Source organism: Xanthomonas sp. PPL134, assembly GCF_040595915.1.
GTDB classification, from domain to species: domain Bacteria; phylum Pseudomonadota; class Gammaproteobacteria; order Xanthomonadales; family Xanthomonadaceae; genus Xanthomonas_A; species Xanthomonas_A indica.
The window spans coordinates 95,616-120,030 of record NZ_JAMDLL010000010.1 but is presented as its reverse complement, the minus strand read 5'-3'; the positions used below and the strand labels follow the sequence as shown (position 1 = coordinate 120,030).

General features: G+C 69.1%; 20 protein-coding genes and 1 pseudogene. 6 read left to right on the top strand and 15 right to left on the bottom strand.

Annotation, left to right across the window (positions count from 1 at the left end; all coding sequences use genetic code 11):
* A partial coding sequence (locus M3U25_RS16715) for a DUF6531 domain-containing protein (RefSeq protein ID WP_355502301.1) occupies positions 1–2,627 on the bottom strand: 2,627 nt, incomplete at its 3' end.
* Positions 2,628–3,206: 579 nt separating this feature from the next.
* Here M3U25_RS16715 and M3U25_RS16710 point away from each other — a divergent pair.
* Complete coding sequence (locus tag M3U25_RS16710) at positions 3,207–3,788, top strand: hypothetical protein (protein ID WP_355502298.1); 582 nt, start codon at positions 3,207–3,209, stop codon at positions 3,786–3,788.
* Positions 3,789–4,005: 217 nt separating this feature from the next.
* Here the strand turns inward: M3U25_RS16710 and M3U25_RS16705 are convergent, their stop codons facing one another.
* From M3U25_RS16705 to M3U25_RS16690, 4 genes and pseudogenes are all read right to left on the bottom strand, one after another.
* Entirely contained in the window at positions 4,006–4,440 is a 435-nt protein-coding gene (locus M3U25_RS16705) for a hypothetical protein (RefSeq protein WP_355502295.1), read from the bottom strand.
* Positions 4,441–4,630: 190 nt separating this feature from the next.
* Positions 4,631–6,790 carry a peptidyl-dipeptidase Dcp gene (dcp, locus tag M3U25_RS16700; protein ID WP_355502292.1) on the bottom strand — a complete coding sequence of 720 codons (2,160 nt, stop codon included), beginning with the start codon at positions 6,788–6,790 and terminating at the stop codon, positions 4,631–4,633.
* A gap of 222 nt (positions 6,791–7,012) precedes the next feature.
* Positions 7,013–7,978, bottom strand: coding sequence for an isoaspartyl peptidase/L-asparaginase (locus M3U25_RS16695; protein ID WP_355502317.1), 966 nt, complete (start codon positions 7,976–7,978; stop codon positions 7,013–7,015).
* 216 nt (positions 7,979–8,194) lie between these two features.
* Positions 8,195–8,806: pseudogene (locus tag M3U25_RS16690) on the bottom strand (cyanophycinase); the annotation flags it as partial.
* Positions 8,807–9,116: 310 nt separating this feature from the next.
* Here M3U25_RS16690 and M3U25_RS16685 point away from each other — a divergent pair.
* The 3 genes from M3U25_RS16685 (at position 9,117) to M3U25_RS16675 (ending at position 13,874) form a co-directional block, all read left to right on the top strand.
* Complete coding sequence (locus tag M3U25_RS16685; protein WP_355502289.1) at positions 9,117–9,689, top strand: sigma-70 family RNA polymerase sigma factor; 573 nt, start codon at positions 9,117–9,119, stop codon at positions 9,687–9,689.
* Positions 9,670–10,725, top strand: coding sequence for a FecR domain-containing protein (locus tag M3U25_RS16680; protein WP_355502286.1), 1,056 nt, complete (start codon positions 9,670–9,672; stop codon positions 10,723–10,725). The genes M3U25_RS16685 and M3U25_RS16680 overlap by 20 nt, the downstream gene beginning before the upstream one ends.
* A 113-nt stretch (positions 10,726–10,838) precedes the next feature.
* Positions 10,839–13,874 (top strand): TonB-dependent receptor, encoded by a 3,036-nt coding sequence (locus M3U25_RS16675; protein ID WP_355502282.1) that lies wholly within the window; start codon positions 10,839–10,841, stop codon positions 13,872–13,874.
* Between the two features lie 363 nt (positions 13,875–14,237).
* On the opposite strand, the gene M3U25_RS16670 is transcribed toward M3U25_RS16675, so the two are convergent.
* Together M3U25_RS16670 and arfB are read right to left on the bottom strand one after the other, a co-directional pair.
* Positions 14,238–14,792 carry a lysophospholipid acyltransferase family protein gene (locus tag M3U25_RS16670; RefSeq protein ID WP_355502314.1) on the bottom strand — a complete coding sequence of 185 codons (555 nt, stop codon included), beginning with the start codon at positions 14,790–14,792 and terminating at the stop codon, positions 14,238–14,240.
* 51 nt (positions 14,793–14,843) lie between these two features.
* Positions 14,844–15,275, bottom strand: coding sequence for an alternative ribosome rescue aminoacyl-tRNA hydrolase ArfB (gene arfB / locus M3U25_RS16665; protein ID WP_010340085.1), 432 nt, complete (start codon positions 15,273–15,275; stop codon positions 14,844–14,846).
* A gap of 162 nt (positions 15,276–15,437) precedes the next feature.
* On the opposite strand from arfB, the gene M3U25_RS16660 reads away from it, so the two are divergent.
* Complete coding sequence (locus M3U25_RS16660) at positions 15,438–15,962, top strand: DUF2059 domain-containing protein (RefSeq protein WP_242159128.1); 525 nt, start codon at positions 15,438–15,440, stop codon at positions 15,960–15,962.
* 184 nt (positions 15,963–16,146) lie between these two features.
* Here the strand turns inward: M3U25_RS16660 and M3U25_RS16655 are convergent, their stop codons facing one another.
* The 8 genes from M3U25_RS16655 to oleC all read right to left on the bottom strand — a co-directional run bounded on the left by M3U25_RS16655 (position 16,147) and on the right by oleC (position 23,757).
* Positions 16,147–16,476, bottom strand: a complete 330-nt coding sequence (locus tag M3U25_RS16655) for a hypothetical protein (RefSeq protein ID WP_242159127.1) — start codon at positions 16,474–16,476, stop codon at positions 16,147–16,149.
* Positions 16,477–16,645: 169 nt separating this feature from the next.
* Positions 16,646–17,389, bottom strand: coding sequence for a pseudouridine synthase (locus tag M3U25_RS16650; RefSeq protein ID WP_355502276.1), 744 nt, complete (start codon positions 17,387–17,389; stop codon positions 16,646–16,648).
* 207 nt (positions 17,390–17,596) lie between these two features.
* Positions 17,597–18,214, bottom strand: a complete 618-nt coding sequence (locus M3U25_RS16645; RefSeq protein WP_355502273.1) for a class I SAM-dependent methyltransferase — start codon at positions 18,212–18,214, stop codon at positions 17,597–17,599.
* Entirely contained in the window at positions 18,199–19,857 is a 1,659-nt protein-coding gene (gene ubiB, locus M3U25_RS16640) for a ubiquinone biosynthesis regulatory protein kinase UbiB (protein WP_242159124.1), read from the bottom strand. Before ubiB ends, M3U25_RS16645 begins: the two co-directional genes overlap by 16 nt.
* Positions 19,854–20,495: an SCP2 sterol-binding domain-containing protein gene (locus tag M3U25_RS16635; RefSeq protein ID WP_160947889.1), complete on the bottom strand. Its 642-nt coding sequence runs from the start codon at positions 20,493–20,495 to the stop codon at positions 19,854–19,856. Before M3U25_RS16635 ends, ubiB begins: the two co-directional genes overlap by 4 nt.
* 268 nt (positions 20,496–20,763) lie before the next feature.
* Entirely contained in the window at positions 20,764–20,922 is a 159-nt protein-coding gene (locus M3U25_RS16630) for a DUF1328 domain-containing protein (protein WP_003468167.1), read from the bottom strand.
* 62 nt (positions 20,923–20,984) lie between these two features.
* A complete protein-coding gene (gene oleD / locus M3U25_RS16625) occupies positions 20,985–21,995 on the bottom strand; it encodes a 2-alkyl-3-oxoalkanoate reductase (protein WP_355502232.1) in 1,011 nt (336 codons plus the stop codon).
* 100 nt (positions 21,996–22,095) lie between these two features.
* On the bottom strand, positions 22,096–23,757 hold the full coding sequence (gene oleC / locus M3U25_RS16620; protein WP_355502230.1) for an olefin beta-lactone synthetase: 1,662 nt from the start codon (positions 23,755–23,757) through the stop codon (positions 22,096–22,098).
* A gap of 146 nt (positions 23,758–23,903) precedes the next feature.
* On the opposite strand from oleC, the gene M3U25_RS16615 reads away from it, so the two are divergent.
* On the top strand, positions 23,904–24,278 hold the full coding sequence (locus tag M3U25_RS16615; RefSeq protein WP_043095431.1) for a YkgJ family cysteine cluster protein: 375 nt from the start codon (positions 23,904–23,906) through the stop codon (positions 24,276–24,278).
* Positions 24,279–24,415: the final 137 nt, after the last annotated feature.

The window sequence follows — 24,415 nt, the reverse complement described above, 5'->3', positions numbered from 1 at the left end:
TTGGGATCGGTGACCTTGGCGATGCGGTCCAGCGCGTCGTAGTCGAACTGGGTCTTGGCGGCGATGCCGCCCACGTCCTGCGTGGTCTGCTTGACCCGGTTGAGCGGATCGTAGTCGGCCTGGGTCTTGTGCTTGAGCGCGTCGGTGACCAACTGCACGTTGCCGTTGTCGTCGTAGCTGAAGTCGGTCGGATCGGCTTCGGCCGTGGCCTGGGTCGCCAACTGGCCAATCCGATTGTAGATACGCGACAGAGTGTGCGTGAGGGTGCCCGACGCGTCCTTGGTGTCTTCCTTGGCCCGGTTGCCCGACGGATCCAACGTGTAATGGATAGTGTTGCCGGCGCCATCGGTCACGTCGGTCAAGCGATGCGCAGCGTCGTAACCGTAGGTGACGAACGTGCCGTCGGGGTCGGTCACCTTTTTGACATTCCCTACCTCATCGTAGGCCACGACCGTCGTCTGGTCCTGGTCGGAGGGCGTGCCATCCGCGTTCGCGCGCAGCGTGTTCGAGGCCGCCCAGCCGCGCGGCGTGTAGGTCAGGTCCCGGATCAGCCCGTTGGCGTCCTGGGTGCGCGTCGGGCGCCCATTTCGGTCGTAGGCCACATAGGTGGTGGCCCGGCCCAGCGCATCGATGACCTGATACAGATCCCCCGCGCGGTGGCAGGCGCCGCCGATAGTGGTGCAGCCGGATTCGTCGGTGGTCAGGTAGTAGCGATAGGTGATGATGTCCGCCACATCGGTGCGCGGGCCGTCCTGGCTCAGCACCAGGCCGATTTGCGGGCACTGCGTGCCGTCCACGGTGTCGCAGTAGCTGGTCAGCCACTGACGAACCCCAGTCGGGGCGCTGGCAGTGCTACCGCAGTTGTAGCTCATGGTGGTGGATACGGCCGGATCAACCTCGCAACGTGCCGTCTGCTGACCGCGGGCGTTGTAAGCCCACATCGTCTTGGCGGCCGTGGCGCCGGCCGCATCGAGCACCGTGCGCGTCAGCGGCACGCGCAGGCCGGTGTTCCAGGTGATGTTCATCGTTCGCTGCTGCGCAGTCCCTGACGCATCGATCTGCTGGGTCAACAGGCCGCTGGCCGTGTGGGTGGTCTTGGTGACCGTGCCTTTGAAGTCGGTCCTCGACGCCGGATACCCGTTGTCGTCGTAGGTCAGCGCCTTCCAGGGCTGATTGCATTGTTCACCGCACGGCACGCTGGCCCCGGTCGGCTTGAGCGAGCCGTAGCCGGTGTCCGTGTAGGTCAGAAAGGTCCTGAATCCCAGCGGCGAAGTCACCGCGGCCGGGGTAGCCCAGTTGGAGGTGGAGGCCGAATATTCGACCGAGATGGCATCGACGTTGCCGGCGAAGCTCGACGCAATCGCATCGCCACTGCTGGCATAGCGCGTGGTTTCGAAGCGCACGCCCTTCTCGTCGATGACGCCGGTCAGCGCCGTCGGCTGACTCTTGTTGGAGGTGAGCGAGGCCTCGTTGTAGACGTATTGGCGCGTCTTGCCGTCCGGATACTGCACCGAGGTCAGGTTGCCGATGCTGTCGTAGCCGTAGGTCAGCGCGCCGCCGTCGGGCAAGGTGACGGTGGCCAAGCGGTTGTTGCTGTCGTAGGCGAAGCTCAGGGACCTGCCACCGGCATCGGTGACCCGCTGCAGCAGGTTCGGCGGCGGCTTGGTGCCGGCGACTGGCGGCAGGTCGCTGTAGTCCAGGGTTAGCACCGTCTGCCCCATGCGATCGAACACCGAGCGCAGCAGGCCGGCGGTGTCGTAGAGCTCGGTCTGCTGGGTCGCCGCGACCGCCAGGGAGTAGCCCAGCAACACGCCGGCGCTGTCGCGGCGCTCGGTCAAGGTATCGGCGATGTCCGGATCCGGCGCCCACGCGCCGTTGCTGGGGCGAAACCGTTCCACCACACCGTCAGGCCGTTGGACATCGATAAAGCTGCCGCCATTGGCGACGCCCGACAGCATCAGATCCAGTCGACGCTCGAAGGAGTGGCGCCACTGCTTGCCCAGCGTCACCGCGGTCACGAAGGTCTTGCTGTTGTAGAACCGGCGCAGGGTCAGCCAGGTCGGCGAGTCGTAGTCGGTGTCCTGGCGGAACATGTTGCCTGTGGACGTGTTGATCGGGTCGCCTTCGAAGGCGGTTCCCCGATGCACCCCACCCTGCTTCAGCGCCGCGTTGCCGCTGCTGCCATGCGGACCGGTGTTGTCGCCGGCCTGGCCGAGTCCGCCGGTGCACCCGGTGTTGCAACTGCCCGTGTTCTTGACCGGCTGGCCTTCGCCCACAATCTTGTCGTTGGCGTAGACATCACCCCACCAATGGCCATTGGAATACACGCTCGCGGCCGCGAAGCCGTCGCTGTAGGACACGGTAAAGACGGGCGGCTTTTCGCAGCCATTGGATTGGCACACCCGCATGGCGCCATCGATGACGAACTGCACCGCCTCGTTCACGGTGGCAAACGATTGCGAACCATTGCTGGAATCCCCGACATACGGCGGCCCATACTGCCGCTTCGGGGTGACCGCCGCACTGGGGAAGGCCGCCAGCGCGCCGGTAAGCAGCAACAGGCAGGCACCGCCGAAACGGCGGGCGGCACGAACGTGGGGGTTCGGCATAGCTTCGTCCTTGAGCATCGATTGAGTTGTGGTGCCGGGCGCCGCAGCATGCAGCTCCTTGGCGGCGCCATCTTACCGGTCCTTGTTGCAAATTCTGAGACAGGCGTTGGATTTCTTCGCCTGAGAGATTCCCGCCTGACGACCAGGTGCCAAGCGGTCGTCCGTCGACTACTTTGCGCTGCTTTGCACCGCCATCTGGCAGATCAAAAAGCTTTGCAAGGTATGCCGAGCACTCGTCGGCAGTTCACTGCCGTGTAGGCAACTCAGAAAGTTGGCAACCAGCGCAAAGCGAAATGGTCGGATTCACAACAGAAGATCCTTCAGATCCACTATTGACGCGCTCACCAGGCAGTCGCACTCTTGACCTAAGGAGCCTAGAAACTCCACACACAGCGGTACCCACCTCCGATAAATCGGTGGGTTTTTTGTGCCTGCCTTTCGTGCAGGTGCAACCGACGCGATGCCTGCGTCGGGAGGGCGGTGAATACAACACCCGCAAGGGGAATAAGCCCGCCGGCTGTGTGCGGTTTCTAGCCTCCCGACTTCCCGTCCGCCGTTGGTGGCGGGCGCATCCCTTGATGGAACGAGGAGGCAACGATGTCGCAGGATCGTTTGGACGACGAGGACATGCCCGGCTACTTCCTGCCTGAGGAGAGCCAGTTCCGGCTGGCGAAGCTGCGCGATCACGTGCGGTTCCTGGTCCGGCTGGCACAGCCGCGCACGCAGGCCGAGGAGCGTGCCGCCGAACCCAAGGTGCGCATGGGCGAACTGGCGCTGTGTCTGGAGCTGTTGGCCGACCAGGTGGAGTTGGTGCTGGACGCGCTGTCCTATCCTGTGCAGCAGACCAATACGACACGTGGCGCCCGGCCCGATGCCACCACTGAGATAGCCCCGGACGTGGAAGGTGGCGCGTTCCGGGTGACGCGTGAGCAGATCGACCAGCTCACGCTGTTGACCGAGACCATCTCAACTCATGCCCGCGCAGGGGCAGCCGGCGATATGACCGAGCAGGACCGCCTGGCGCTGCCGGAGGACGCGGCGATCTGCGCTGCAGCGAACACGATACGGGCGCTGCTGCTGCAGATCGTGCGCCAGCCGCTGCCCGTGCCAACGCCCAAGGGCGTGCGTGAGGAGCGGACGGTCTATGCGCTGCCCACGAAAGGCGGGCGACTGCATTGATCCCGACAAGATTGGAGTGAGGCACGGATGCTTCGTCTGCAAAGACTGGCCTCGCGTTGCTGGGCAGACCCAAGTTGCAGCGCGCACCAGCGTGCGCGCAAAAGGAAAGGCAGCACGGGACGGCAATTGCGACAGTGTACGCACCGCGGCGGGCCAGTGACGAAAGCGTGGCGCCGTTTCATCGCAGACACACGCCCAAACCATGCACCACGGCAACTCACTTGCAGTCTGGAAATTCACCCAAAGTGACGACGCGAGCGAGATTTTCCTCGCTTTTCCCATCGCGCCCCTCGTCGCCATCCAAGTACACGATCAACGCTCCTTTGCCGTCGCGACGCACCGTGTAAAGCGGTTCGTTCCGATCGGAGTACACCACCAGCTTTTCATTTTCGACATGCGTCGAGAACAAGACCGGCGTCAAAGGTCCGCCCTCGTAGCGCTGGATCAACAGCCGAGTGCCATCAACAGCGGGCAGGATCCATATCGTCGTACCCACCAAATCCCCCGCGTCCTCGGCCCAGCAGACATTTGAAAAGCTCTCCGGTCTCGCTTCGCCGAAATGTGCCGAACCCGCCGCCACGCCCATCAGAAGCACCACGCCAACCATCATGTTTCGAGACTCCCGCAGAGCTGATGAATCATTCGGCAGCAAGCATGCCGCATCCATCGACACACCACGGCCTTGGCAGCCTGGGCCACGCCTCTTTTCGCGCGATGCGGCTGCGTAGACCGGCACGCAGCAGCATCGGTGACTTTCGCCACTGCGAAAGTGCACCCCAACAAAAAACGGGATGGCCGCAAGGCCATCCCGTTCTCGACACACCCGATCGGCGCAGCGCCGATCAGTTCTTCAGGCCGCGGTTTTCCAGCAGCGGCTCGACGCTGGGGTCCTTGCCGCGGAAATCGCGGTACAGGGTGGCCAGGTCGACGGTGTTGCCGCGCGAGAGGATCTTGTCGCGGAAGATGTCGCCGTTGGCGCGGGTCAGGCCGCCGTGTTCCTTGAACCACTGGAACGCGTCGTCGTCGAGCACTTCCGACCAGAAGTAGGCGTAGTAGCCGGCCGAGTAGCCGCCGCCCCAGATGTGGTCGAAATAGGTGGTGCGGTAGCGCGGCGGCACTTCCGGCAGGTCCACCTTGTACTTCTTCAGCGAGTCGGCCTCGTACTTGTCCACGTCCTGCAGCGGCGCGTCGGCCGGCAGGGTGTGCCAGGACAGGTCGAGCAGCGCCGCCGACAGGTACTCGGTGGTGGCGTAGCCCTGGTTGAAGGTGCGCGACTTCTTGATCTTCTCCACCAGGTCGGCCGGCATCGCTTCGCCGGTCTGGTAGTGCTTGGCGTAGTGCGCGAACACCTTCGGATCCGACGCCCAGTGCTCGTTGAACTGCGAGGGGAACTCGACGAAGTCGCGCGAGGTGGCGGTGCCGGCCAGGGTCGGGTACTTCACGTTGGAGAACATGCCGTGCAGCGCATGGCCGAACTCGTGGAACATGGTGGTGACGTCGTCGAAGCTCAGCAGCGCCGGCTGGCCCGGGGCGGGCTTGGTGAAGTTGCAGACGTTGTAGACCACCGGCTTGGTGCCGGTCAGGCCGTTCTGGCCGACGAACTCGTCCATCCAAGCGCCGCCGGACTTGCTGTCGCGCTTGAAGTAGTCGGTGTAGAACAGCGCCAGCGACTTGCCGTCCTTGTCGAACACTTCATAGACCTTCATCCCGTCGTGGTAGGTGGGGATGTCGGTGCGTTCCTTGAAGGTGAGGCCGTACAGCTGGTTGGCAGCGTAGAAGACGCCGTTCTGCAGCACGTTGTCCAGCTCGAAGTACGGCTTGATCTGCGCTTCGTCGAGGTCGTACTTGGCCTTGCGCACCTGCTCGGCGTAGAAGTCCCAGTCGGCGGCGGTGAGCTTGAAGCCGCCCTTCTGGGCGTCGATCACCTTCTGCATCTCGGCCGCTTCGCTGCGCGCCTTGGCGGTGGCGGCCGGCACGGTGTCGGTGAGCAGCTTCAGCGCCGCGGCCGGGGTCTTGGCCATCTGGTCGCTGAGGCTGTAGGCGGCGTAGCTGTCGAAGCCGAGCAGCTTGGCCTTCTGCGCGCGCAGCTGCGCCAGGCGCTGCACGGTCTGGCGGGTGTCGTTGGCATCGCCCTTCTCGGCGCGCGACTGCGAAGCGACCATCACCTGCTGGCGCAGGTCGCGGTCCTTCAGCGAGGCCAGCACCGGCTGCTGGGTGGTGTTCTGCAGGGCCAGCAGGTACTTGCCGTCGAGCTTGCGCGCGGTGGCGTCCTGCGCGGCCGAGGCGATGTCGCCGTCGGACATGCCGTCGAGCTTGGCCTTGTCGTCCACCACCACGGCACCGGCGGCGGTGGCCGCGACCAGCTTGGTGTGGAACTGCGTGGCCAGGGTGGTCTCTTCGACGTTGAGCTTGCGCAGGGTGGCCTTGTCGGCGTCGGACAGCTGCGCGCCGGCGCGCACGAACTCCTGGTATTCGTACTCGACCAGGCGCTTCTGCTCCGGGTCCAGGTTCAGCGTGTCGCGCTGGTCGTACAGGCTCTTGATGCGCGCGAACAGCTTGGGATCCAGGCTGATCTCGTCCTGGTGCGCGGCCAGCTTGGGCGCGATCTCTTCCTGGATCTTCTGGCGGGCGTCGTTGGTGTCGGCCTGTACCAGGCCGAAGAAGATACGCGAGACGCGGGTCAGGGTCTCGCCGCTGCGCTCCATCGCTTCGAGGGTGTTGGCGAAGGTGGCCGGCTCCGGGTTGTCGGCGATCTTGCGGATCTCGGCCAGGTGCTGCTTCATGCCTTCTTCGAACGCCGGCAGGTAGTCGCTGTCCTTGATCTTGTCGAACGGCGGCGCCTGGAACGGCAGCGTGCTGGGGGTCAGCAGCGGGTTGGCGGCGGCGGCGGGCTGCGCGGCGGCCGGAGCAGCGGGGGCGGCGGGCACGGGGGTGGACTCCTTACCGGAACAGGCGGCCAGCGCCAAGCTGATGGCGGCGGCCAGAACGACGTTACGCGACATGAGGTGGAACTCCTGAGAGGACCTGGGGCCAAGACAGCCGTGCACGTTACCGGGTTTGGATGGCAGCGGCATGTGCCATTGGCTCGGCCTGGCGCGGCAGCCAGCCGGCGTACAGATCGCCGGGCGCAGGCACGCGGGCGCCGCTGCCGCGGCGGTACGCACCGGGCCGGATGGACCACGCACGCGCCCGGGCCGGCGGCACCGCCGGCCCGGGAGCACCCCTTACTGCCCGCCAGGCAGCGGCAGCGCCTCGTCCTTGAAGATGGCCACGTGCGGCACGCCGTCGGCGCCGATCCAGCCGCGGTACATGCCCTCGGTGTTGAACGGGAAGGCCACGCTGCCGTCGGCGCCCAGCGCGATGGCGCCGCCGTCGCCGCCGGCCTTGGGGATCTGCTGGTCGATCACCGCGTCGGCGGCCTGGGCCAGGCTCTGCCCGGCGTACTTCACCCGGGCGCAGATGTCGTAGGCGGCCACCGCGCGGATGTAGAACTCGCCCCAGCCGGTGCCGGACACCGCGCAGCGGCTGTCGGCGAAGGTGCCGGCGCCGATGATCGGCGAGTCGCCGACGCGGCCGTAGCGCTTGTTGGTCATGCCGCCGGTGGAGGTGCCGGCAGCCAGGTTGCCCTGCAGGTCCAGCGCCAGCGCGCCGACCGTGCCGAAGTGCTTGGCGGTCTCCAGGTCGGCATGCGCCTGTTTGTTGGCCTCTTCCTTCAGCGCCTGCTGCAGTTGCCGCCAGCGCTTCTCGGTGCGGAAGTACGACGGATCGACCAGGGCGATGCCGTGCTGCTTTGCGAAGACCTCGGCGCCGTCGCCGACCAGCATCACGTGCTCGGACTGCTCCATCACCGCGCGCGCCAGTGCGATCGGGTTCCTGACCCGGTGCACGCCGGCCACCGCGCCGGCCTTGCCGGTGCGGCCGTCCATGATCGCCGCGTCCAGTTCGTTGCGGCCGTCGTGGGTGAACACCGCGCCCTTGCCCGCGTTGAACTGCGGCGAGTCCTCCAGCACGGCGATCGCCGCGGCCACCGCATCCACCGCCGGCTTGCCCTGCGCCAGCAAGGCCTGCCCGGTGCGCAGCGCCTGCTCCATCGCCGCGCGCGCCTCGGCCAGGTCGGCGGCGCTGCTGCTGGCACGCTCGACGCCGGCACCGCCATGGATCACCAGGGTGGTGGCGGGAATCTCGCGCATGCGTCCGTCCTGCACGGCGTAGTAGCGGTGGAACACTGGCGCCTCGACGCGGCCGTCGGGCAGGTGCAGGGTGGAGCCGGGGCCGACGCCCACGGTCTCGATGCGCGCGGCCTGCAGCGGCTGCCCGGCCGGGGTCGGCGGCGTCAGCGGCCCGGCGATCACGGTGGCCACGGCCTGCGGATCGGTGGCATAGACGCGCGCGGTGCCGTCGCCCTCCACCGCCAGCGCGGCGCTCTCGTCCACGCCCAGGCCGATCAGCGGTTCCCCCTTCGGCGCCAACATGGCGGCCTTGGCGCGGAACGCGAACAGGCGGCCGAGGCGGTCGCGCTCGCGGAAGTGGGTGTCGGTGATGACCCGCTTGAGCAGGTCCAGGTGCAGGAAGTCGGTCTCGAGGGTCACCGCCGGCCCCAGCGGGTCGGCCAGCGCCGCCGGGCTGGTGAGGCTGCCGCCGTCCATCGCCCCGTACAGGTACTCGCCGAGCATCGCCAGGCCGGCGCTGGTGCCGCCCAGCGGCTTGCCGGCGCGCACGTGCGCGTCCAGCGCGTCGGCCACCGGCGTGTTCTTCCAATAGCGCACGTAGCGCGACTGGTCGCCGCCGGCGATGAAGATGCCATCGGCGCGGGCCAGCGCGCGCAGCAGCGCCGGATCGCTGGAGGCGCCGCGGCCGCTGAACACGAAGGTCTCCACCGAGGCCACGCCGCCGACCTTGCGATAGAACTCCTCGCCCACCTCGCCCGCCTGCGAGGCGCGCAGCACCACCACGTGGCCGTGCCCGGCCTTGGCCAGGAACCAGCGCAGCGCGTCATAGTTGCGGTCGCCGCCGCCCATCAGCAGCAGGCCGGGCGACACCGGGCCGGGCGTGGGCGCGGCCGGGTCGCCGACCAGGTACTGGCGGTACTCGCGCGCGACGGCGGGCGTGGCCAGGCACAGGCCCAGCAGCAGCGAGAGCCAGGGCCGGAACAGGCCGACGGAACGGGTCATGCGGATCTCCTCGGGAACGGGACGGGCAGGCGAGCGTGCGGCTCGCTGCTGAGAGGGGACGAACGGCGGCACGGTTTCCCCCCCGCCGCGCCACCCTCCCACGTTCGCCTGCGCGGCACTTGCCCGCAGCTGCCGGCGATCGGCTAATGTGGGATCCATGTCCGCTTCCCTCGACGATTGGTTCGTCCAAGAAATCCTGGTCCACGAGCAGGCGCTCAGCGGCTACCTGCGGCGCTGCTGGCCGCATCGCGAGGAATGGCACGACCTGCGCCAGGAGATCTATGTGCGCGTGTACGAGGCTGCGGGCAAGTCCCGGCCGAGCCTGCCCAAAGCGTTCCTGTTCGCCACCGCGCGGCATCTGATGACCGACCGCCTGCGCCGCAACCGGGTGGTGTCGATCGAGGCGGTGGGGGATCTGGAGTCGATGCACGTCCTGGTAGATGAGCTGTCGCCGGAACGCTGGTGCGGCGGACGGCAGGTGCTGGGTCGGCTGGCGGCGGCCTTCGACCGGTTGCCGGACCGCTGCCGCAGCGTGGTCTGGCTGCGGCGGGTCGAGGAACTGCCGCAGAAGGAGGTGGCCGTGCGCCTGGGAATCAGCGAGAAGAGCGTGGAGAAGCAGGTGGCCCGCGGCATGCGCCTGCTGGCCGATCATTTCCATGGCGACGAGGGCGCGGCGGCGCCGGCGAAGCCTTTGCAGGCGCGCGCACGCGATGGACAGCAGGTGGATTGAGGCGCGTGCGGCGGCCTGGCTGGCGCGGCGCGACCGCGACGACTGGACCGACGCACGGCAGGCGCGCCTGGATGCCTGGCTGGCCGCGGCCACCGCGCACCGGGTGGCGTTCCTGCGCCTGCAGGCCGCCTGGCAGGAGAGCGGGCGCCTGCAGGCGCTGGGCGCAGGCCAGCGCGATGGGCAGGTGCCCGAACGCGGGCGCTGGCAGGGCCTGGGCGGCCGTAGCACGGCGGCGCCGGCCGCCGCAGCGGCGGCCACCCCCGATCTGCGCGACCTGCGCTTCGCCCCGCGTTCGCCCGTGCGCCCGCGGCGGCGCTGGCCGGCCGCGCTGGCGGCGACGCTGCTCGGTGCCGCGGTGCTGTCCCTGGTCTGGCGCCATGCCGTCGAACCGGTGCCGACCGCCTACGCCAGCGTCACCGGGCAGTTGCGGCCGGTGGCCCTGGCCGACGGCTCGCAGGCCACGCTGAGCAGCGACAGCCGCATCGCCGTGGCGCTGTCGCGCGCGCAGCGGCATATCGACCTGCAGCGCGGCGAGGCGTTCTTCGCGGTGAGCAAGGACCCGGGCCGGCCGTTCGTGGTCGCCAGCGGCGCGCGCCAGGTGGTGGCGGTGGGCACGCGCTTCGCGGTGCGCCGCGACGCCGACGCGCTGCGCGTGGTGGTCACCGAAGGCATGGTGCGGCTGGAGTCGGCCAATGCACCGCACGCGCCGCCGTTGCTGCTGCCTGCCGGCAGTATCGCCCAGGCCGGCCCGCACGGGGTGCTGGTGCGTCGGGTGGCGCTGGCCGAGGCCGAGCGCGCGCTGGACTGGCGCAGCGGCTACCTGAGTTTCGACGACACCCCGCTGCAGGCGGCGGTGGCCGAGTTCAACCGCTACAACACGGTCAAGCTGCAGGTCGCCGATGCCGGCGCCGCGGCGCTGCGGGTCGGCGGCAACGTGCGCTGGTCCAACGTCGACGCCTTCGTGCGCCTGCTCGAACAGGGCTTCCCGATCCGCGCCGAGCGCCGCGGCGACACGGTGCTGTTGCACAGCCGGTAAGCCGCCCGCGCCGGTGTGCGCGAGGGCGGGGGGATTTGCCGGTCTCGTTCGTCCTGGAGCTACGAAGGCGCGCTCCGCGCCCGTTTGGGGGAGAAAACTCGATGCGGTATCCGATGCGTGCCCTGCTGCTGAGCATGGCCTGTGCGAGCGCCTGCGCGGCGCAGGCGCAACCCGCTGCCGTGGCCGCCACCGGCACGGTGGACATCCCCGCCGGCCCGCTGCGTGCGGCGCTGGATGCCTTGGCGCGGCAATCCGGCGTGCAATTGCTCTATCGGGCCGACCAACTGGGCGAGGCACGCAGTGGCGGTGCGCACGGCCGCCTGGATACCGCGCAGGCGCTGCAGCAGGTACTGCGCGGCAGCGGCTTCGTCGCCGAGCGCGACGCCTCCGGCGCGTGGCTGGTGCGGCGTCAGGCGCCGGCTCCGGCGCGCACGCCAGCAGCCCGTGTCGCCACGCCGACGCCGGCGGCGGTACCCGACGCCCCGGTGGCGCAACTGGACACCCTGCGCGTCACCGGTTCGCGCATCCCGCGCACGCAGGTGGAAGGCCCGGCACCGATCAGCGTGATCAGCGCCGAGCAGATCAAGGCCAACGGCTTCACCTCGGTGCCGGACGTGCTGCGCGCGATGACCCAGAACGGCGGCGAGACGCAGAGCCCGCAGTCGGCCAGCGGCGCGGACTTCTCGCCCGGCGCGCAGCAGGTGGACCTGCGCGGACTCGGCCCCAACCACACCCTGGTGCTGGTCAACGGCCGCCGCATCGCCGACTTCCCGATGCCGTTCAAGGGCCGCAGCAACTTCACCGACATCTCCAACATCCCGCTGGGCATGATCGACCGCATCGAGATCCTGACCGGCAGCGCCTCGGCGATCTACGGCTCGGACGCGATCTCCGGCGTGGTCAACTTCATCCTCAAGCAACACACCGACGGCACCACGTTGGACTACCGTTTCGGCGACACCACCCGCGGCGGCGGCGAGAGCTTCAACCTCAGCCTCAGCAGCGGCTGGTCGCGCGGCAACTTCGATGCGGTGTTCGGTGCCGAGCTGGTGTCGCAGACACCGCTGTGGGCCTACCAGCGCAGCCGCCAGGACAGCACCCTGGACGGCCCCACCGCGCGCTCGCAGGTGCCGCGGCGCACCTTCCTGCGCACCGATTACGACGACAACTATCTCGATCCGGGCGCGGACACCTGCGCGGCGGTGTCCGCGCTCAACGGCGGCAGCACCGGCTACGCCACCCGCCCGGGCTACGGCGCGTTCTGCGGCAGCAGCGCCTCGATCGGCTACGGCACCATCACCAACCGGCGACGCGGCCTCAATGGCTACGCCTCGCTGCGCTACGCCTTCGACAACGGCAGCGAGTGGTTCGCCGACGTGCAGCTGGGCTACCACGAGCTGTCGCTGTTCCGCGACGTGACCCAGTGGGGCTACATGGCCCCGGACGGCAACGAGGAAGGCTATTTCTACAACCAGGCCACCGGCCAGGTGGAAGCCTGGGGCCGCCAGTTCAGCCCGGAGGAAATGGGCGGCCTCGATGCCGGCACCATCCGCACCCGGCAGAAGACCTTCAGCGTCACCACCGGGTTCAAGGGCCACCTGGGCGCAGACTGGGACTACGAAGCGAGCCTCAGCCACTCGCAGTACCAGGCCACCATCAGCTGGCCGCAGATCGTCGCCGCGCGCGCCAACGCGCTGTTCCTCGGCCCGCAGCTGGGCGTGGACGACGACTCGGGGCTGCCGATCTTCGATGCCGACCCGCAGCGCCTGTACACGCCATTGCGCCGCGCCGAGTACGACAGCATCGCCCAGCGCACGGTGTACCAGCCGCGCTCGCGCACCGACACCCTCGCCTTCACCGCCACCAACACCGCGCTGTTCGCGCTGCCCGGCGGCGATGCCGGCCTGTCCGCGACCGCCGAGTTCGGTAACCAGGGCTACACCCTGCGCCCGGACCCGCTGGCCACGCAGTACTACTATTACAGCTGGAAGGATTCCGACGGCCACGGCAGCCGCAATCGCTGGGCGCTGGCCAGCGAGCTGCGCCTGCCGGTGCTGTCGACGGTGTCGCTGAGCCTGGCCGGGCGCTACGACCAGTACCGCTTCGCCGGCCGCTCGCTGGGCAAGTTCACCTACAGCGGCGGGCTGGAGTGGCGGCCGGTGGAGTCGCTGCTGGTGCGCGGCTCCTACGGCACCGCGTTCCGCGCGCCGGACCTGCACTACGTGTACGCCGGCCCCGGCAATGACGAGACCACCGGCGTGGACTACTACCGCTGCGCCAGCGAGGAGCCGGGCGTGGCGATCCAGGACTGCAGCTACAACGAGGAAGCGGTGATCCGCGGCCGCAGCGGCAACCGCGCGCTGGACCCGGAGAACAGCACCTCGTGGACCGCCGGCCTGGTGTGGTCGCCAATCGCCGACCTGGACCTGTCGCTGGACTACTTCGACATCGACATGCGCGACCAGGTGCAGGACCTGCGCGTGGACCAGGTGCTGCGCGACGAGGCCGACTGCCGCCTTGGCGTGCTGCAGGCGACCTCCACCACCTGCCGGCAGGCGCTGGCGCGGGTCACCCGCAGCGCCGACGGCCGCCTGTACGGGGTCTACGTCAACCCGATCAACATCGCCCGCGAACGCACCAACGGCGTCGACCTGAGCGCGCAGTACCGTCTCGACACCGGCATCGGCACCTTCCGCCTGAGCGGCAACTACACCTGGGTGCGCCGCCACGATATCCAGGTGTATGCCGGCGAAGCGATGGTGGACGAGTTCGCGGTCAACAGCGGCTACGACATCCCGCGCACCAAGGCCAGCGCCAGCGTGTCGTGGGAGCGCAACGCCTGGACCGCGACGCTGCACGGCGAACGCCTGGGGCGGCTGCCGAGTTCCGATTCCTACGACCAGGTCTACGACCCGGAGAGCGGCGACAGCCCGTGGATCGGTGCCACCTACCGCTACAACGCCTCGCTGCAGTACCGCTTCACCGACCACGCGCAGCTGTCGCTGACGGTGACCAACCTGTTCGATACGATGCCGCCGCACGACCGCACCTACACGGCGTATCCGTACTACGACGTGTCCTGGTTCGACACCGTGGGCCGCAGCGTGTACCTGCAGTACACGCAGAAGTTTGGCGGCAGCGCGTTGTAGCGCAGGGTCGAAGCCTGCATGTGGGAGCGACTTCAGTCGCGACGAGCGAAAGCGAATGGTCGGCAGATACCGTCCGTCGTCGGGACTGAAGTCTCTCCCACAGTGCAGCCCTCCGACGATGCGCCGCATTTGTGGGAGCGGCTTCAGCCGCGACGAATGAAGCTCAAAGCCACCTGGTACGTTCCTGCGTCGGGACTGAAGTCCCTCCCACAACGACATCCGACCCATGCACCGTAGGAGCGGCTTCAGCCGCGACCAGGGCGTTCCCGATGTCCCGGTCGCGGCTGAAGCCGCTCCCACGACATCGGTTGGTACCGTTGGGCAAGGCGGCGGATGCGCGTCGCCGTCAGCCGCCGCTGTCGCTCATAACGTATCGCGATGCTTGCCGCGCCACGGCCGGTACCATTCGCGGATCGCGGCGATGTCGGCCTGCATGTCCTCGCTGGTGTACACCGGCTCGCCGAGGCCGACGGTACGGCTGGGGTAGTCGAAGTACACCGGAAAAATCGGGACCTGCGCGCCGTGGGCGATCTTCCAGAAACCGGTCTTCCACTTCTCCACGCGCTTGCGCGTGCCCTCGGGGGTGATCACGTACCACATGCGCTCGGCGCCGCGGATCAACGCCACCGCCTGTTCCACCACCCCGCGCGGCGAGGTGCGATCCAGCGGGATGCCGCCGAGCTTGCGCAGCAGCGGCCCCAGCGGCCACCAGAACAGCTGGGTCTTGCCCAGCACGCGCACCTCGAAGCCGACCGCGAACTTGACCGCGAAGCCCAGGAACCCGTCCCAATTGGACGAATGCGGCGCCACGATCATCACCAGCTTCGGGACGTTGGGGAACTCGCCCACGACCCGCCAACCGGTCACCCGCAAGGCGGTGCGGCCGAGCCAGCGCATGAAGCGGCTGGGCTTGACCATCGGCATGTTCGGCGGCGCTGCGGGCAGGCGGTAATCGCGTTCGGTCAAAAGTCACTCCCAGCGGCCGGGCGACCGGCCGCGTTTGATCTGGCTGCGCTCGCGCTTGGCGTCCAGGCGTCGCAACTTGGCGCCGTGCGAGGGTTTGGTGGCGATGCGCCGCTTCGGCACCGACAGCCCGGCGGCGATGAACTCGGCCAGGCGCTGGCGCGCATCGTCGCGGTTGCGGTCCTGGGTACGGAAGCGCTGCGCATCGATCACCAGCACGCCCTCGGCGGTGATGCGCCGATCGCGCCGCGCCAGCAGCCGCGCGCGCAGCGGCTCCGGCAACGACGGCGAGCCGGCCAGGTCGAAGCGCAACTCGACCGCGGTGGCGACCTTGTTGACGTTCTGCCCGCCGGCGCCGCTGGCGCGCACGAAGCGCTCGACGATTTCGTCCTCCGGAATCGTCAGGCTGCTCGAGATGTGGATGGCCCCATTACCCATGGCGCGGATTGTAGGGCATCCGCCGGACTGCCTGATTTCCGGGCCGGGGAAGACTGAACGGCGCAGCCGGCGGTCGCTGGCCCGCGGCGCCCCGGCGGGCGTCGGCAGGGCCGCGGCGATTGCCGTATTCTGGCCGCCGGTCATCGTCCTGCAGGATGCTCCATGTCCCCGACTCCGCGCTTCTTCCGTTGGCCGCAGCGCTTGCTGCTGGTCGTGCTGCTGGCCCTGGCCGCCGCCCCGGCGCTGGCCGAACCGCCCACCGATGCCGACGTCAACCGTCTGCTGTCGGCCTCGCGCGCGCAGAACATGCTCGACACCATGCTGCCGCAGATCGAGGCAATGCAGCGCCAGCAGTTCGCCCAGCTCACCGCGCAGCACCCGCTCGACGCCACCCAGCAGCAGAAGCTGCAGCAGATCCAGGAGCGCACCCAGGCCACCGTGCGCAAGGCGCTGTCCTGGCAGGAGATGCGCCCGCTCTACGTCAACCTGTACAAGCAGACCTTCTCCAAGCAGGACGTGCTGGCGATGGCCGAGTTCTACGAGAGCCCGGCCGGCCAGAGCCTGCTCGACAAGACCCCGCAGCTGATGCAGAACCTGATGGGCGCGATCCAGCAGAAGATGACCCCGCTGTTCACCGACCTGCAGAAGGACCTGGAGCAGACGGTCAACACGCCGCCGGCGAAATAACTAAAACCGGCCTTGCAGTCGTAGGAACGGCTTCAGCCGCGACCGGGCATTCCCGATGAAACCGGTCGCGGCTGAAGCCGCTCCTACGATTCATTACTCAGGCATGCGTGCCAATTTCCATGATTGTGCGATCAGCACAATCGCTACTTCGCGGCCCGCAATACCCGGCGGATAACGCAGCAGGTCAGTTCATCCAGATATACGCGGCCGTTTCGCGATCGCCCCATACCGCACAATCGCCTGTTCCATGCACGTACACCACCTTGCCTTGTGCAGAGGCGCTTAGCAGCAGTGCGTACTGGGCTCTTCCCGATTGGGTTGCCAGTGACAACGCCAACGACGTGCTGGAGCATGCGGGCGCATTCGTGTAAGGCCCATCAAGGGAAAAGAATACGACATCCTGAGAGTGCGCCATGATCGTCGCCACTTTTCCCGAAGCATCTCCTGCCGATGCAGAAAATGGCAGCATGAAAATAATCGAGACAGCGAGAGATAAACGAACCTTATTCCACATACATCCCCTTGAAAACTACTGAATTCAGTGAGGCAAGATAGACCAAACCAGGCTGCGCCGCCATTCCGCCGCGGGAGCATCGGCACTGCGTACGAAAGATCAGCCTCCAACAGCTCACTGCAGTGGCGGCGCACTTTGTTGCAGCAACAGCCTCGTGATGGGCGCGGTGCTATCCCGGCACACCACGTCCCGCATCCACCTGCCACGGCGCAGGATCCCAGCCGAACAACCCGAACGCCCGCACGAACGCCGCATCCAGCGGCGCCGTCACCGCGATGCGATGCCCATCCGGGTGCGGAAACGCCAGGCGCTCGGCGTGCAGCAGCATGCGGTGCACGCCCTGCATGCGGAAGATGCGGTTGTGGCGGCCGTCGCCGTGGCTGGTGTCGCCGATCAGGTGATGCGACAGATGTTTGAGGTGGCGGCGGATCTGCCGGAAGCGCCCGGTCACCGGGCTGCAGCGCAGCAGCGCATAGCGCGACGTTGCGAACTCGCCCGACGGCACCGGCAGTTCGCCGCAGGCCAGGCGCGCGAAGCGGGTCTGCGCCGGCTTCTTCAGCGGCTTGCCGGGGCCGCCGTCGAGGTCGTGGTCGACGTCGAAGTGCTCCTCGGCCGGCCAGCCGCGGCAGATCGCCAGATAATCCTTGTCCACTTCGCCGCCCATCAGCGCCTTGCCCAGCGCACTGGCGGTGTCGCGGTCGAAGGCGAGCAGCAGGCAACCGCTGGTGGCGCGGTCCAGCCGGTGCACCAGGAAGATCGGCCGGCCCAGCTGCGCACGCAGGCGGTCGGCGAGGAAATCGTCCTCGCCGCGGGCGAGCTTGCTGTCGTGGACCATCAGCCCGGCAGGCTTGTCGACCACGGCCAGCAGCGCGTCCTGGTACAGGATCTGCAAAGGAGGTTCGGCGGTATTCACCTGCGGATTATCCGTGCCGCACCGGCGCGCCACAATGCGCGTGGCGTGCCTGGCGTCCAGGCGCGCGATGCGTCGGCGCGCGACGCCACGGACACGTCCGCATCGCGGCGGATGCTCGATCGCGATCGCGCGCCTGCGCGGCATGCCGCTGCGCCGCGGCGGCGGTCGCCCCTGCGCACCGGAAACCGCGCCCCGCGGCGGCGATGCCTACGCGTCCTTGACCGCCAACAGTTCGCCGTTGCCGACCGGCAGCGTGGTGCAGGTGAAGACCGCATCGGCCTGCAGCAGCGCCGCGAACGGCGCCATCTCCGCCGCGTGCGACAGCGCGTTGTCCACCACCAGCAATCCGCCTGGCCGCAGCACCCGGCGCAGTTGCGGCCACCAGTCGCAGTACAGCGTGCGCTCGGCGTCCAGGAATACCAGGTCGAACGCGGCCGACGCCGCATCGGCCAGCCAGGCGCCGGCATCGGCGTGGACCAGTTCGACGCAGCCCTCCACGCCGGCGCGGGCGAAACTGCGCTGCGCCAGCGCGATCTTGTGCGCGGCGTATTCGAGCGTGACCACGCCGCCGCCAAGCGCCGCCACGGCCTCGGCCAGCCACAGGGTGGAATAGCCGTTGGAGGTGCCGATCTCCAGCACCCGCCGCGCCCCCGTGGCGCGCACCAGCACCGCCAGCAGTTCGCCGGTGTCCGGGGTGATATTGAGCAGGCGCTGCGCGCGCTCGGACTGGCCGGCGTCGTGGCGCGGCCCCTCGGCGCCGAGTTCGGTCCGCACCGCCTGCAGTTGCGTGCGGTCGAGCGTGGCCGCGGTCAACGCCGCCACCATGCCGACAGCAAGGCCGCCACGCCGGCACCGCCGCTGATCCACGCCCACAGCGACACCCCGCCCAACTGCGGGCCGCCGGCGTCGAGCGCGTACAGCAGCGTGGCCACGGTGAGCAGGCCGACGCCCGCGATCGCCGCGACCACCCGCCGCTGCATGCGCCGCACCAGCAGGTTGAGTTCGAACAGGTCGCGCGAGCGCATCGACAGCTCGTGCCGGCCCTCGACCTGCTGGCGCAGCCAGCCGTGGATCAGCCGCGGCATGTCCGGCGCGTGGGTCATGATCTCCGGCAGGCGCTTGCGCAGTTCGTGCAGCGCCCGCTGCGGGCTGTAGCGCTCGATCAGGATGCGTTCGAGCACCGGCCGCGCCACCGCCCAGATGTCCAGCTCCGGGTCGAGCTGGCGGCCGACGCCTTCGATGTTGAGCAGGGTCTTCTGCAGCAGGATCAGCTGCGGCTGCAGGGTCAGCTGGTAGCGCTGGGCCACGCGGAACAGCTTGATCAGCACCTCGGCCAGCGAGATCTGCGACAGCGGCCGGGTGAAGTACGGCTCGCACACCGAGCGCGCCGCCGCCTCCAGTTCATCGATGCGCACGCTCGCCGGCATCCAGCCGGCCTCCACGTGCAGCTCGGCCATGCGCCGGTAGTCCTTGTTGAAGATGGCCATGAAGTTCTCGGCCAGGTAGTACTGATCTTCCTGCGAGAGCTGGCCCATGATGCCGAAGTCCAGCGCGATGAAGCGCGGGTTGTCGCGGCGCGCCGGATCGCTGTCGACCCAGATGTTGCCGGCGTGCGCGTCGGCATGGAAGAAGTTGTCGCGGAACACCTGGGTGTAGAACACCCGCACGCCCTTGGCCGCCAGTGCGCGGCGGTCGATGCCGGCAGCGTCCAGCGAGGCGATGTCGTCGGAGGGAATGCCGCGCACCCGCTCCAGGGTCAGTGCGCGCTCGGCGGTGTGGGTCCAGATCACCTCCGGCACGTACAGATCGTCCGAGTGCAGCCAGAAGCGGCGCAGCACGCTGGCGTTGGCGCCTTCGCGCTGCAGGTCCAGTTCCGCGGCCAGGGTGGTCTCGATCTCGGCCACCACCTCGCGCGGGCGGATCTTGTCGGCACGCGGATGGGTGCGTTCGACCAGGGCGGCGGCCGATTTCAGCAAGGCGATGTCGGCGTCGATCTGCCGCTCGATGTCCGGGCGCAGCACCTTGACCACCACTTCGCGGCCGTCGTGCAGCGTCGCCGCATGCACCTGCGCGATCGAGGCCGAGGCCAGCGGTTCGGTATCGAAGCTGGCGAAGGCCACCGCGATCGGCCGCCCCAGCGCCTGCTCGACGATGCGCCGCGCGGCCTCGCCGTCGAACGGGCGCACCCGGTCCTGCAGCAGGGTCAGCTCCTCGGCCACGTCCGGCGGCATCAGGTCGCGGCGGGTGGACAGGATCTGCCCGAACTTGACGAAGATCGGCCCCAGGTCCTGCAGCGCCAAGCGCAGGCGCGCCCCGCGCGACTGCGCGGCGATGTCGGGGCTGGCGCGCGGCACGAACGGCTTGGCCAGGCGCAACCAGCGTTCGGCCGGGGTGCCGTCGAGCAGGTCGTCCAGGCGGTAGCGCAGGATCACCCGGCCGATGCGGCTGGCGCGGAACATCGCCTTCATGCGCCACGCTCCGGCTGCAACCGCGCCACCCGCGCGGCCAGGCGTTCGATGTCGTCGCGCAGCACGTCGACGTCGTCGTAGAAGGCCTCCAGCTCGGCGCGCGCGACCACGTCGCGCGACTCCTCGGTGACGTACTCGGCCGCGCTCTGCGCCAGGTCCTGCGCGCTGCGCCGGGCCTGCTGCAGGGCCGAACGCGCGGTGTTGGCCACCTGCACGCCGAGCACCTCGCCGAACACCTGCACGAATGGCCGCTGCCAGTCCGGATCGAAGCGCGTGGCCAGGTGCTGCAGGCGCCGCGCCAGTTCGGCGTCGCCGGAGACCCGCACCCGCCCGCCGGGGCCGCCGGTGCGCCGCGCCTGCGCCAGGAACGGCAATTGCGCGAGCAGGCCGCCGAGCGTGCTGCGCACCGCCAGTTCCGGCTCCTGCGCCGGATCCACCGGTCCGACCCGCAGCTGCGTGCCGTCGACGCGGATCTGCAGGGCCAGCGCGGGCGCCTCCAGGGTCAGCGCCACGCGCTGGCCATCGAGGTCGCGCAGGGCATCGCCGGTTTCCGGGTCCAGCGCCAGCGCGCGATTGAGCGCCGCTTCCAGCGCGCGGCCGGCCAGGGGCTTGAGAGCATCGAAGGGGGATCCAGACATGCCCGCATTCTAGCGGCAGACACGTCGCAAGGCCGTGCGCAGGGCGAGACAGATGCCCCGCCCGTGCCACCGCTCGCCGCTACTGCGCCTGCGCACCGCCCACGTACCTGCTCAGGAATGCCGGCAACTGCGTCGTCGGCGCGCCGATGCGCTCTACGGCGGCCACGCCGGCCGGGCCGGCACGCCGCAGCACCTATCCCCGGAAACGACTTGCCCGCGACGCAGGGCGCCGCGGGCAAGAAATCGACGTGCGATCGTCGCGGAAGGACTACACCTTGCCGCGGCGGAACATCGAGATCACCGCCAGGATCAGGAACACCACGAACAGGATCCAGGCGATGTTGGTCGCCGCACCGGCGATGCCGCTGAAGCCGAGCACGGCGGCGATGATGGCGATCACGAAGAAGATGATGGCGTAATGCAGCATGGCAATATCCAGAAGTTGTCGTGCCGAATCGGCGCGGCATCATCTTCGGCAAACAGCGGTCGTCAGCGGGTGACGGACGTGTCGTGGCGCCATGAGGACGCCAGCCGCTGCAGGCCCTGCTCGATCGTCACCTGCGGCACGTAGCCGAAGTCGCGCCGCGCCGGTTCCATGCTGTACCAGTGCGGGGTGCACAGCTGCTCGGCCAGAAAGCGCGTCAGCGGCGGCTCGCCGCGCAGGCGCAGCAGCGGCCACAGCGTCTCGCAGGTGGCGCCGATGCGGTAGGCGGCCTTGAACGAGAGCGTCTTGGTCACGGTCGGTGCACCGACCGCGACGAGCAGCTTGTTGAGCAGTTCGCGCATCGGCAATGGCTCGCCGTTGGAAATGAAGTAGGCCTTGCCGGCGCAGGGCGCCCCCACCGCCAGGTGCTCGAAGGCGTCGAAATGCGCCTGCGCGGCGTTGTCGATGTAGGTGGAATCGACCTTGTTGTCGCCGCCGCCGACCAGGCGCACGCGCCCCGCCTGCGCGCGTGCGACCAGCTTGGGCAGGATCTGGTTGTCGCCCGGCCCCCAGATCAGCCGCGGACGCAGCGCCACCACGGCCAGTTGCGCGTCGTTGGCGGCCAGCACCATGCGCTCGGCGATCGCCTTGGTCGCCGCGTACGGCGCCTGGAACTCCTCGCCGTAGGGCACCTGGTCCGCGCCCAGGCCTTCGACCGGATGGGTGGCGCGGTGGGTCACGCTCGGCGTGGAGGTGTAGACCAGGCGCCCCACGCCATGCGCACGGCAGGCCGCCAGCACGTTCTCGGTGCCGACCACGTTGGGCTGGTAGTAGCTGTCGTAGCTGCCCCAGGCGCCGGCCTTGGCGGCGTTGTGGAACACCGCATCGGCGCCGGCCAGCGCATGCTGCAGCGCCTGCGCGTCGGCCAGGTCGCCACGCACCTGGGCCACGCCCAGCGCCTGCAGTTCCGGGTAGTGGCCGCGGTTGAAGCTGACCACCTGGTGCCCGCGCGCGACCAGCCCGCGGCACAGCGCCTGGCCCAGGAATCCACCGCCACCGGTCACCACGATCTTCATCGCCACACTCCATTGTCAGGGCGGCCATTCTGGGGCCGGCCTTGCTTCACGCCAACGTCGCCCAGCAGCACAGGCACGCCAGGCCAGCTGCCGCGTGCACTCATTTACGCTGTTCCGCCGCCCACAGCGCCAGCTTTTCGCGCCCGATCTTGGCGTTGTGGCGGATGTCCACCGGGAACCCCGGGTGGCTCAGGAAGTCGACGATGCCGGCCGTGTGCGCATGCGCGGCGGCGGTGTCGCGCAGTTGCTGCTGCAGCGCCTGCAGTTCCGGGCCGCTCGACAGCATGGCGTTCACTTCGAGCTCGTAGCACAGCACCGGACGCTGCCGCCCCGGCTCGCCGATGCCGACCAGGGCGGTGCGGCCGATGCCCGGCAGCGCGTTGAAGATCGGCTCCACCTGTTCGGTGTACAGCGGCCCCTGCGCGGTTTCCACGCGCTGGGTCTTGCGCCCGCAGAACCACAGACGGCCCTGCGCATCGAAATAGCCGACGTCGCCCATGCGGTGCACGACGCGCTCGCTGCCGTCGTCCAGGCGCTCGCGGATCTTGGCCAGGCGCGTGGCCGCGTCGCGGTTGAAATAGGTGTCGGTGGCGGTCGGGCCGGCCACGGTGATCTCGCCGACCGTGCCCACCGGAACTTCGCGCACGCCGCTCCACTCGGGAATGGCGGCATCGTCGATGGCGATGATGCGCACCTCGTTGGGCGGCACCACGGTGCCGATGCAGGTGCCGGCGCCGTTCTCGGTGGCCGCGCGCGTGTCCTGCAGCTCGCGACCCTCGATCACCGCCACCGGCAGGCACTCGGTGGCGCCGTAGGGCGTCCAGAACCGTCCATCCTCCGGCAGCAGGCTGCGGATCCGCGCCACCACGTCCGGCGGCACCGGCGCGCCGGCCGAGGTGGCGCAGCGCACGTTGATCAACGGCTTGCCGTAGTCGGCCAGCACCCGCATCAACGCGGGCGACCCGAACAGTTGGGTCACGCCGAAGCGCTGCATCGCATCGTGCAGCTTGCGCGGATCGACCTTGGCCGGACGCGTCGGGTCCATGTCCGGGATCACCGAGGTCAGTCCCAGCGCCGGGTCGAACAGCGCGAAGGGCGGGAAGGTCGGCAGGTCGATCCCGCCGGGTTGCATGTCGAAGGCATTGCGCATCAGCTCGATCTGGCCGACGAAATGCCGGTGCCGGTAGACCACGCCCTTGGGCACGCCGGTGGAGCCGCTGGTGAACAGGATCGCGGCGACGTCGTCGGCGGCCGTGTCGGCCAGCTGGCTGCCGGCGCCCTGGCCGGCGCGCTCGATCCGCGCCAGCGTGGTGCCGCCCCAGGCCCAGCGCCGGCCGACGGTGACGATCCGTTTCGCCGAGCGCGCCCAGCCGAGCAGGCGCCGCGCCAGCTGCGCCAGCGGAATGCCGATGAAGGCCTCCGGCTGCGCCTCGTCCAGGCATTGCTTGAGCGCGCGCCGGTCGATGCCGGGGTCCACCAGCACCGGCACCGCGCCGGCCTTGAACAGCGCGAACATCAGCAGGAAGAACTCGGGCGACGGCCGCACCATCACCACCGTGCGGGTGCCGCGGCCGATGCCGTAAGCGCCCAGGCCGGCAGCGATGGCATCGCTGCGCGCATCCAGCTGCGCATAGCTCAGGGTCACGTCGTAGGCCGCCATGCCGCCGGGGCCGGGCCGGCCGGGGCAGCGCATGGCGATCTGGTCCGGGCGCTCGCGCGCCAGCCGCGGCAGCGTGGCCGCGATGTTGCAGGTCGTGGTCATGCGCCGATTATCGCCGATGCGCCGGGCCGCAGCCGACAGCGCGCCCGTGACGGCCACGGCTGAATGCCGCAGTGCTTGCAGCGCGCGCCGGTTCGGTCAGAATGCCGCGCCCCCCACCGCTGTTCGCCGCGCAAGGCCCGGCTGCCATGTCCCATCCCTGCCTCACCTGCGGCGCCTGCTGCGCCTACTTCCGCGTCAGTTTCCACTGGAGCGAAGCCGATCCCGCGCTGGGCGGCAGGGTCCCGTTCGAGCTCACCGAGCCGTTGCGCACCCATGAGCGGGTGATGCGCGGCACCTCGCAGGCGCAGCCGCGCTGCATCGCCCTGGACGCGGACATCGGCCGCTACAGCCGCTGCAGCATTCACGAGCGGCGGCCATCGGTGTGCGCGGCGGTGCCGGCCTCGCTGGAATTCGGCGAACGCAGCGCGCAGTGCGACAAATCGCGGCTGGCGCACGGCCTGCCGCTGCTGACCCCGGCCGACTGGGACGGCGTGGTCGAACGCAATCTGCCGGACGCCTGAGCGGCGGCAGCCGCCAGGAAGGCGGGGAGGCCGTAGAAGCGGCTCTTGTCCCCGTCTGTGGGATCGGCGGCGAGCGGCGTTACCCGGAAAGTCAGGTCGCGGCGGAAGCCGCTCCTACGAGACGACGAGCCCCTGGC

What these genes read in the sequence shown, in the direction of transcription:
- M3U25_RS16710 (WP_355502298.1), top strand. Translation starts at nt 3,207, where the DNA reads ATGTCGCAGGATCGTTTGGACGACGAGGACATGCCCGGCTACTTCCTG.
- dcp (WP_355502292.1), bottom strand. Translation starts at nt 6,790, where the DNA reads ATGTCGCGTAACGTCGTTCTGGCCGCCGCCATCAGCTTGGCGCTGGCC.
- M3U25_RS16695 (WP_355502317.1), bottom strand. Translation starts at nt 7,978, where the DNA reads ATGCGCGAGATTCCCGCCACCACCCTGGTGATCCATGGCGGTGCCGGC.
- M3U25_RS16685 (WP_355502289.1), top strand. Translation starts at nt 9,117, where the DNA reads ATGTCCGCTTCCCTCGACGATTGGTTCGTCCAAGAAATCCTGGTCCAC.
- M3U25_RS16680 (WP_355502286.1), top strand. Translation starts at nt 9,670, where the DNA reads ATGGACAGCAGGTGGATTGAGGCGCGTGCGGCGGCCTGGCTGGCGCGG.
- M3U25_RS16675 (WP_355502282.1), top strand. Translation starts at nt 10,839, where the DNA reads ATGCGTGCCCTGCTGCTGAGCATGGCCTGTGCGAGCGCCTGCGCGGCG.
- M3U25_RS16670 (WP_355502314.1), bottom strand. Translation starts at nt 14,792, where the DNA reads ATGGTCAAGCCCAGCCGCTTCATGCGCTGGCTCGGCCGCACCGCCTTG.
- arfB (WP_010340085.1), bottom strand. Translation starts at nt 15,275, where the DNA reads ATGGGTAATGGGGCCATCCACATCTCGAGCAGCCTGACGATTCCGGAG.
- M3U25_RS16660 (WP_242159128.1), top strand. Translation starts at nt 15,438, where the DNA reads ATGTCCCCGACTCCGCGCTTCTTCCGTTGGCCGCAGCGCTTGCTGCTG.
- M3U25_RS16655 (WP_242159127.1), bottom strand. Translation starts at nt 16,476, where the DNA reads ATGTGGAATAAGGTTCGTTTATCTCTCGCTGTCTCGATTATTTTCATG.
- M3U25_RS16645 (WP_355502273.1), bottom strand. Translation starts at nt 18,214, where the DNA reads ATGGTGGCGGCGTTGACCGCGGCCACGCTCGACCGCACGCAACTGCAG.
- ubiB (WP_242159124.1), bottom strand. Translation starts at nt 19,857, where the DNA reads ATGAAGGCGATGTTCCGCGCCAGCCGCATCGGCCGGGTGATCCTGCGC.
- M3U25_RS16635 (WP_160947889.1), bottom strand. Translation starts at nt 20,495, where the DNA reads ATGTCTGGATCCCCCTTCGATGCTCTCAAGCCCCTGGCCGGCCGCGCG.
- M3U25_RS16630 (WP_003468167.1), bottom strand. Translation starts at nt 20,922, where the DNA reads ATGCTGCATTACGCCATCATCTTCTTCGTGATCGCCATCATCGCCGCC.
- oleD (WP_355502232.1), bottom strand. Translation starts at nt 21,995, where the DNA reads ATGAAGATCGTGGTGACCGGTGGCGGTGGATTCCTGGGCCAGGCGCTG.
- oleC (WP_355502230.1), bottom strand. Translation starts at nt 23,757, where the DNA reads ATGACCACGACCTGCAACATCGCGGCCACGCTGCCGCGGCTGGCGCGC.
- M3U25_RS16615 (WP_043095431.1), top strand. Translation starts at nt 23,904, where the DNA reads ATGTCCCATCCCTGCCTCACCTGCGGCGCCTGCTGCGCCTACTTCCGC.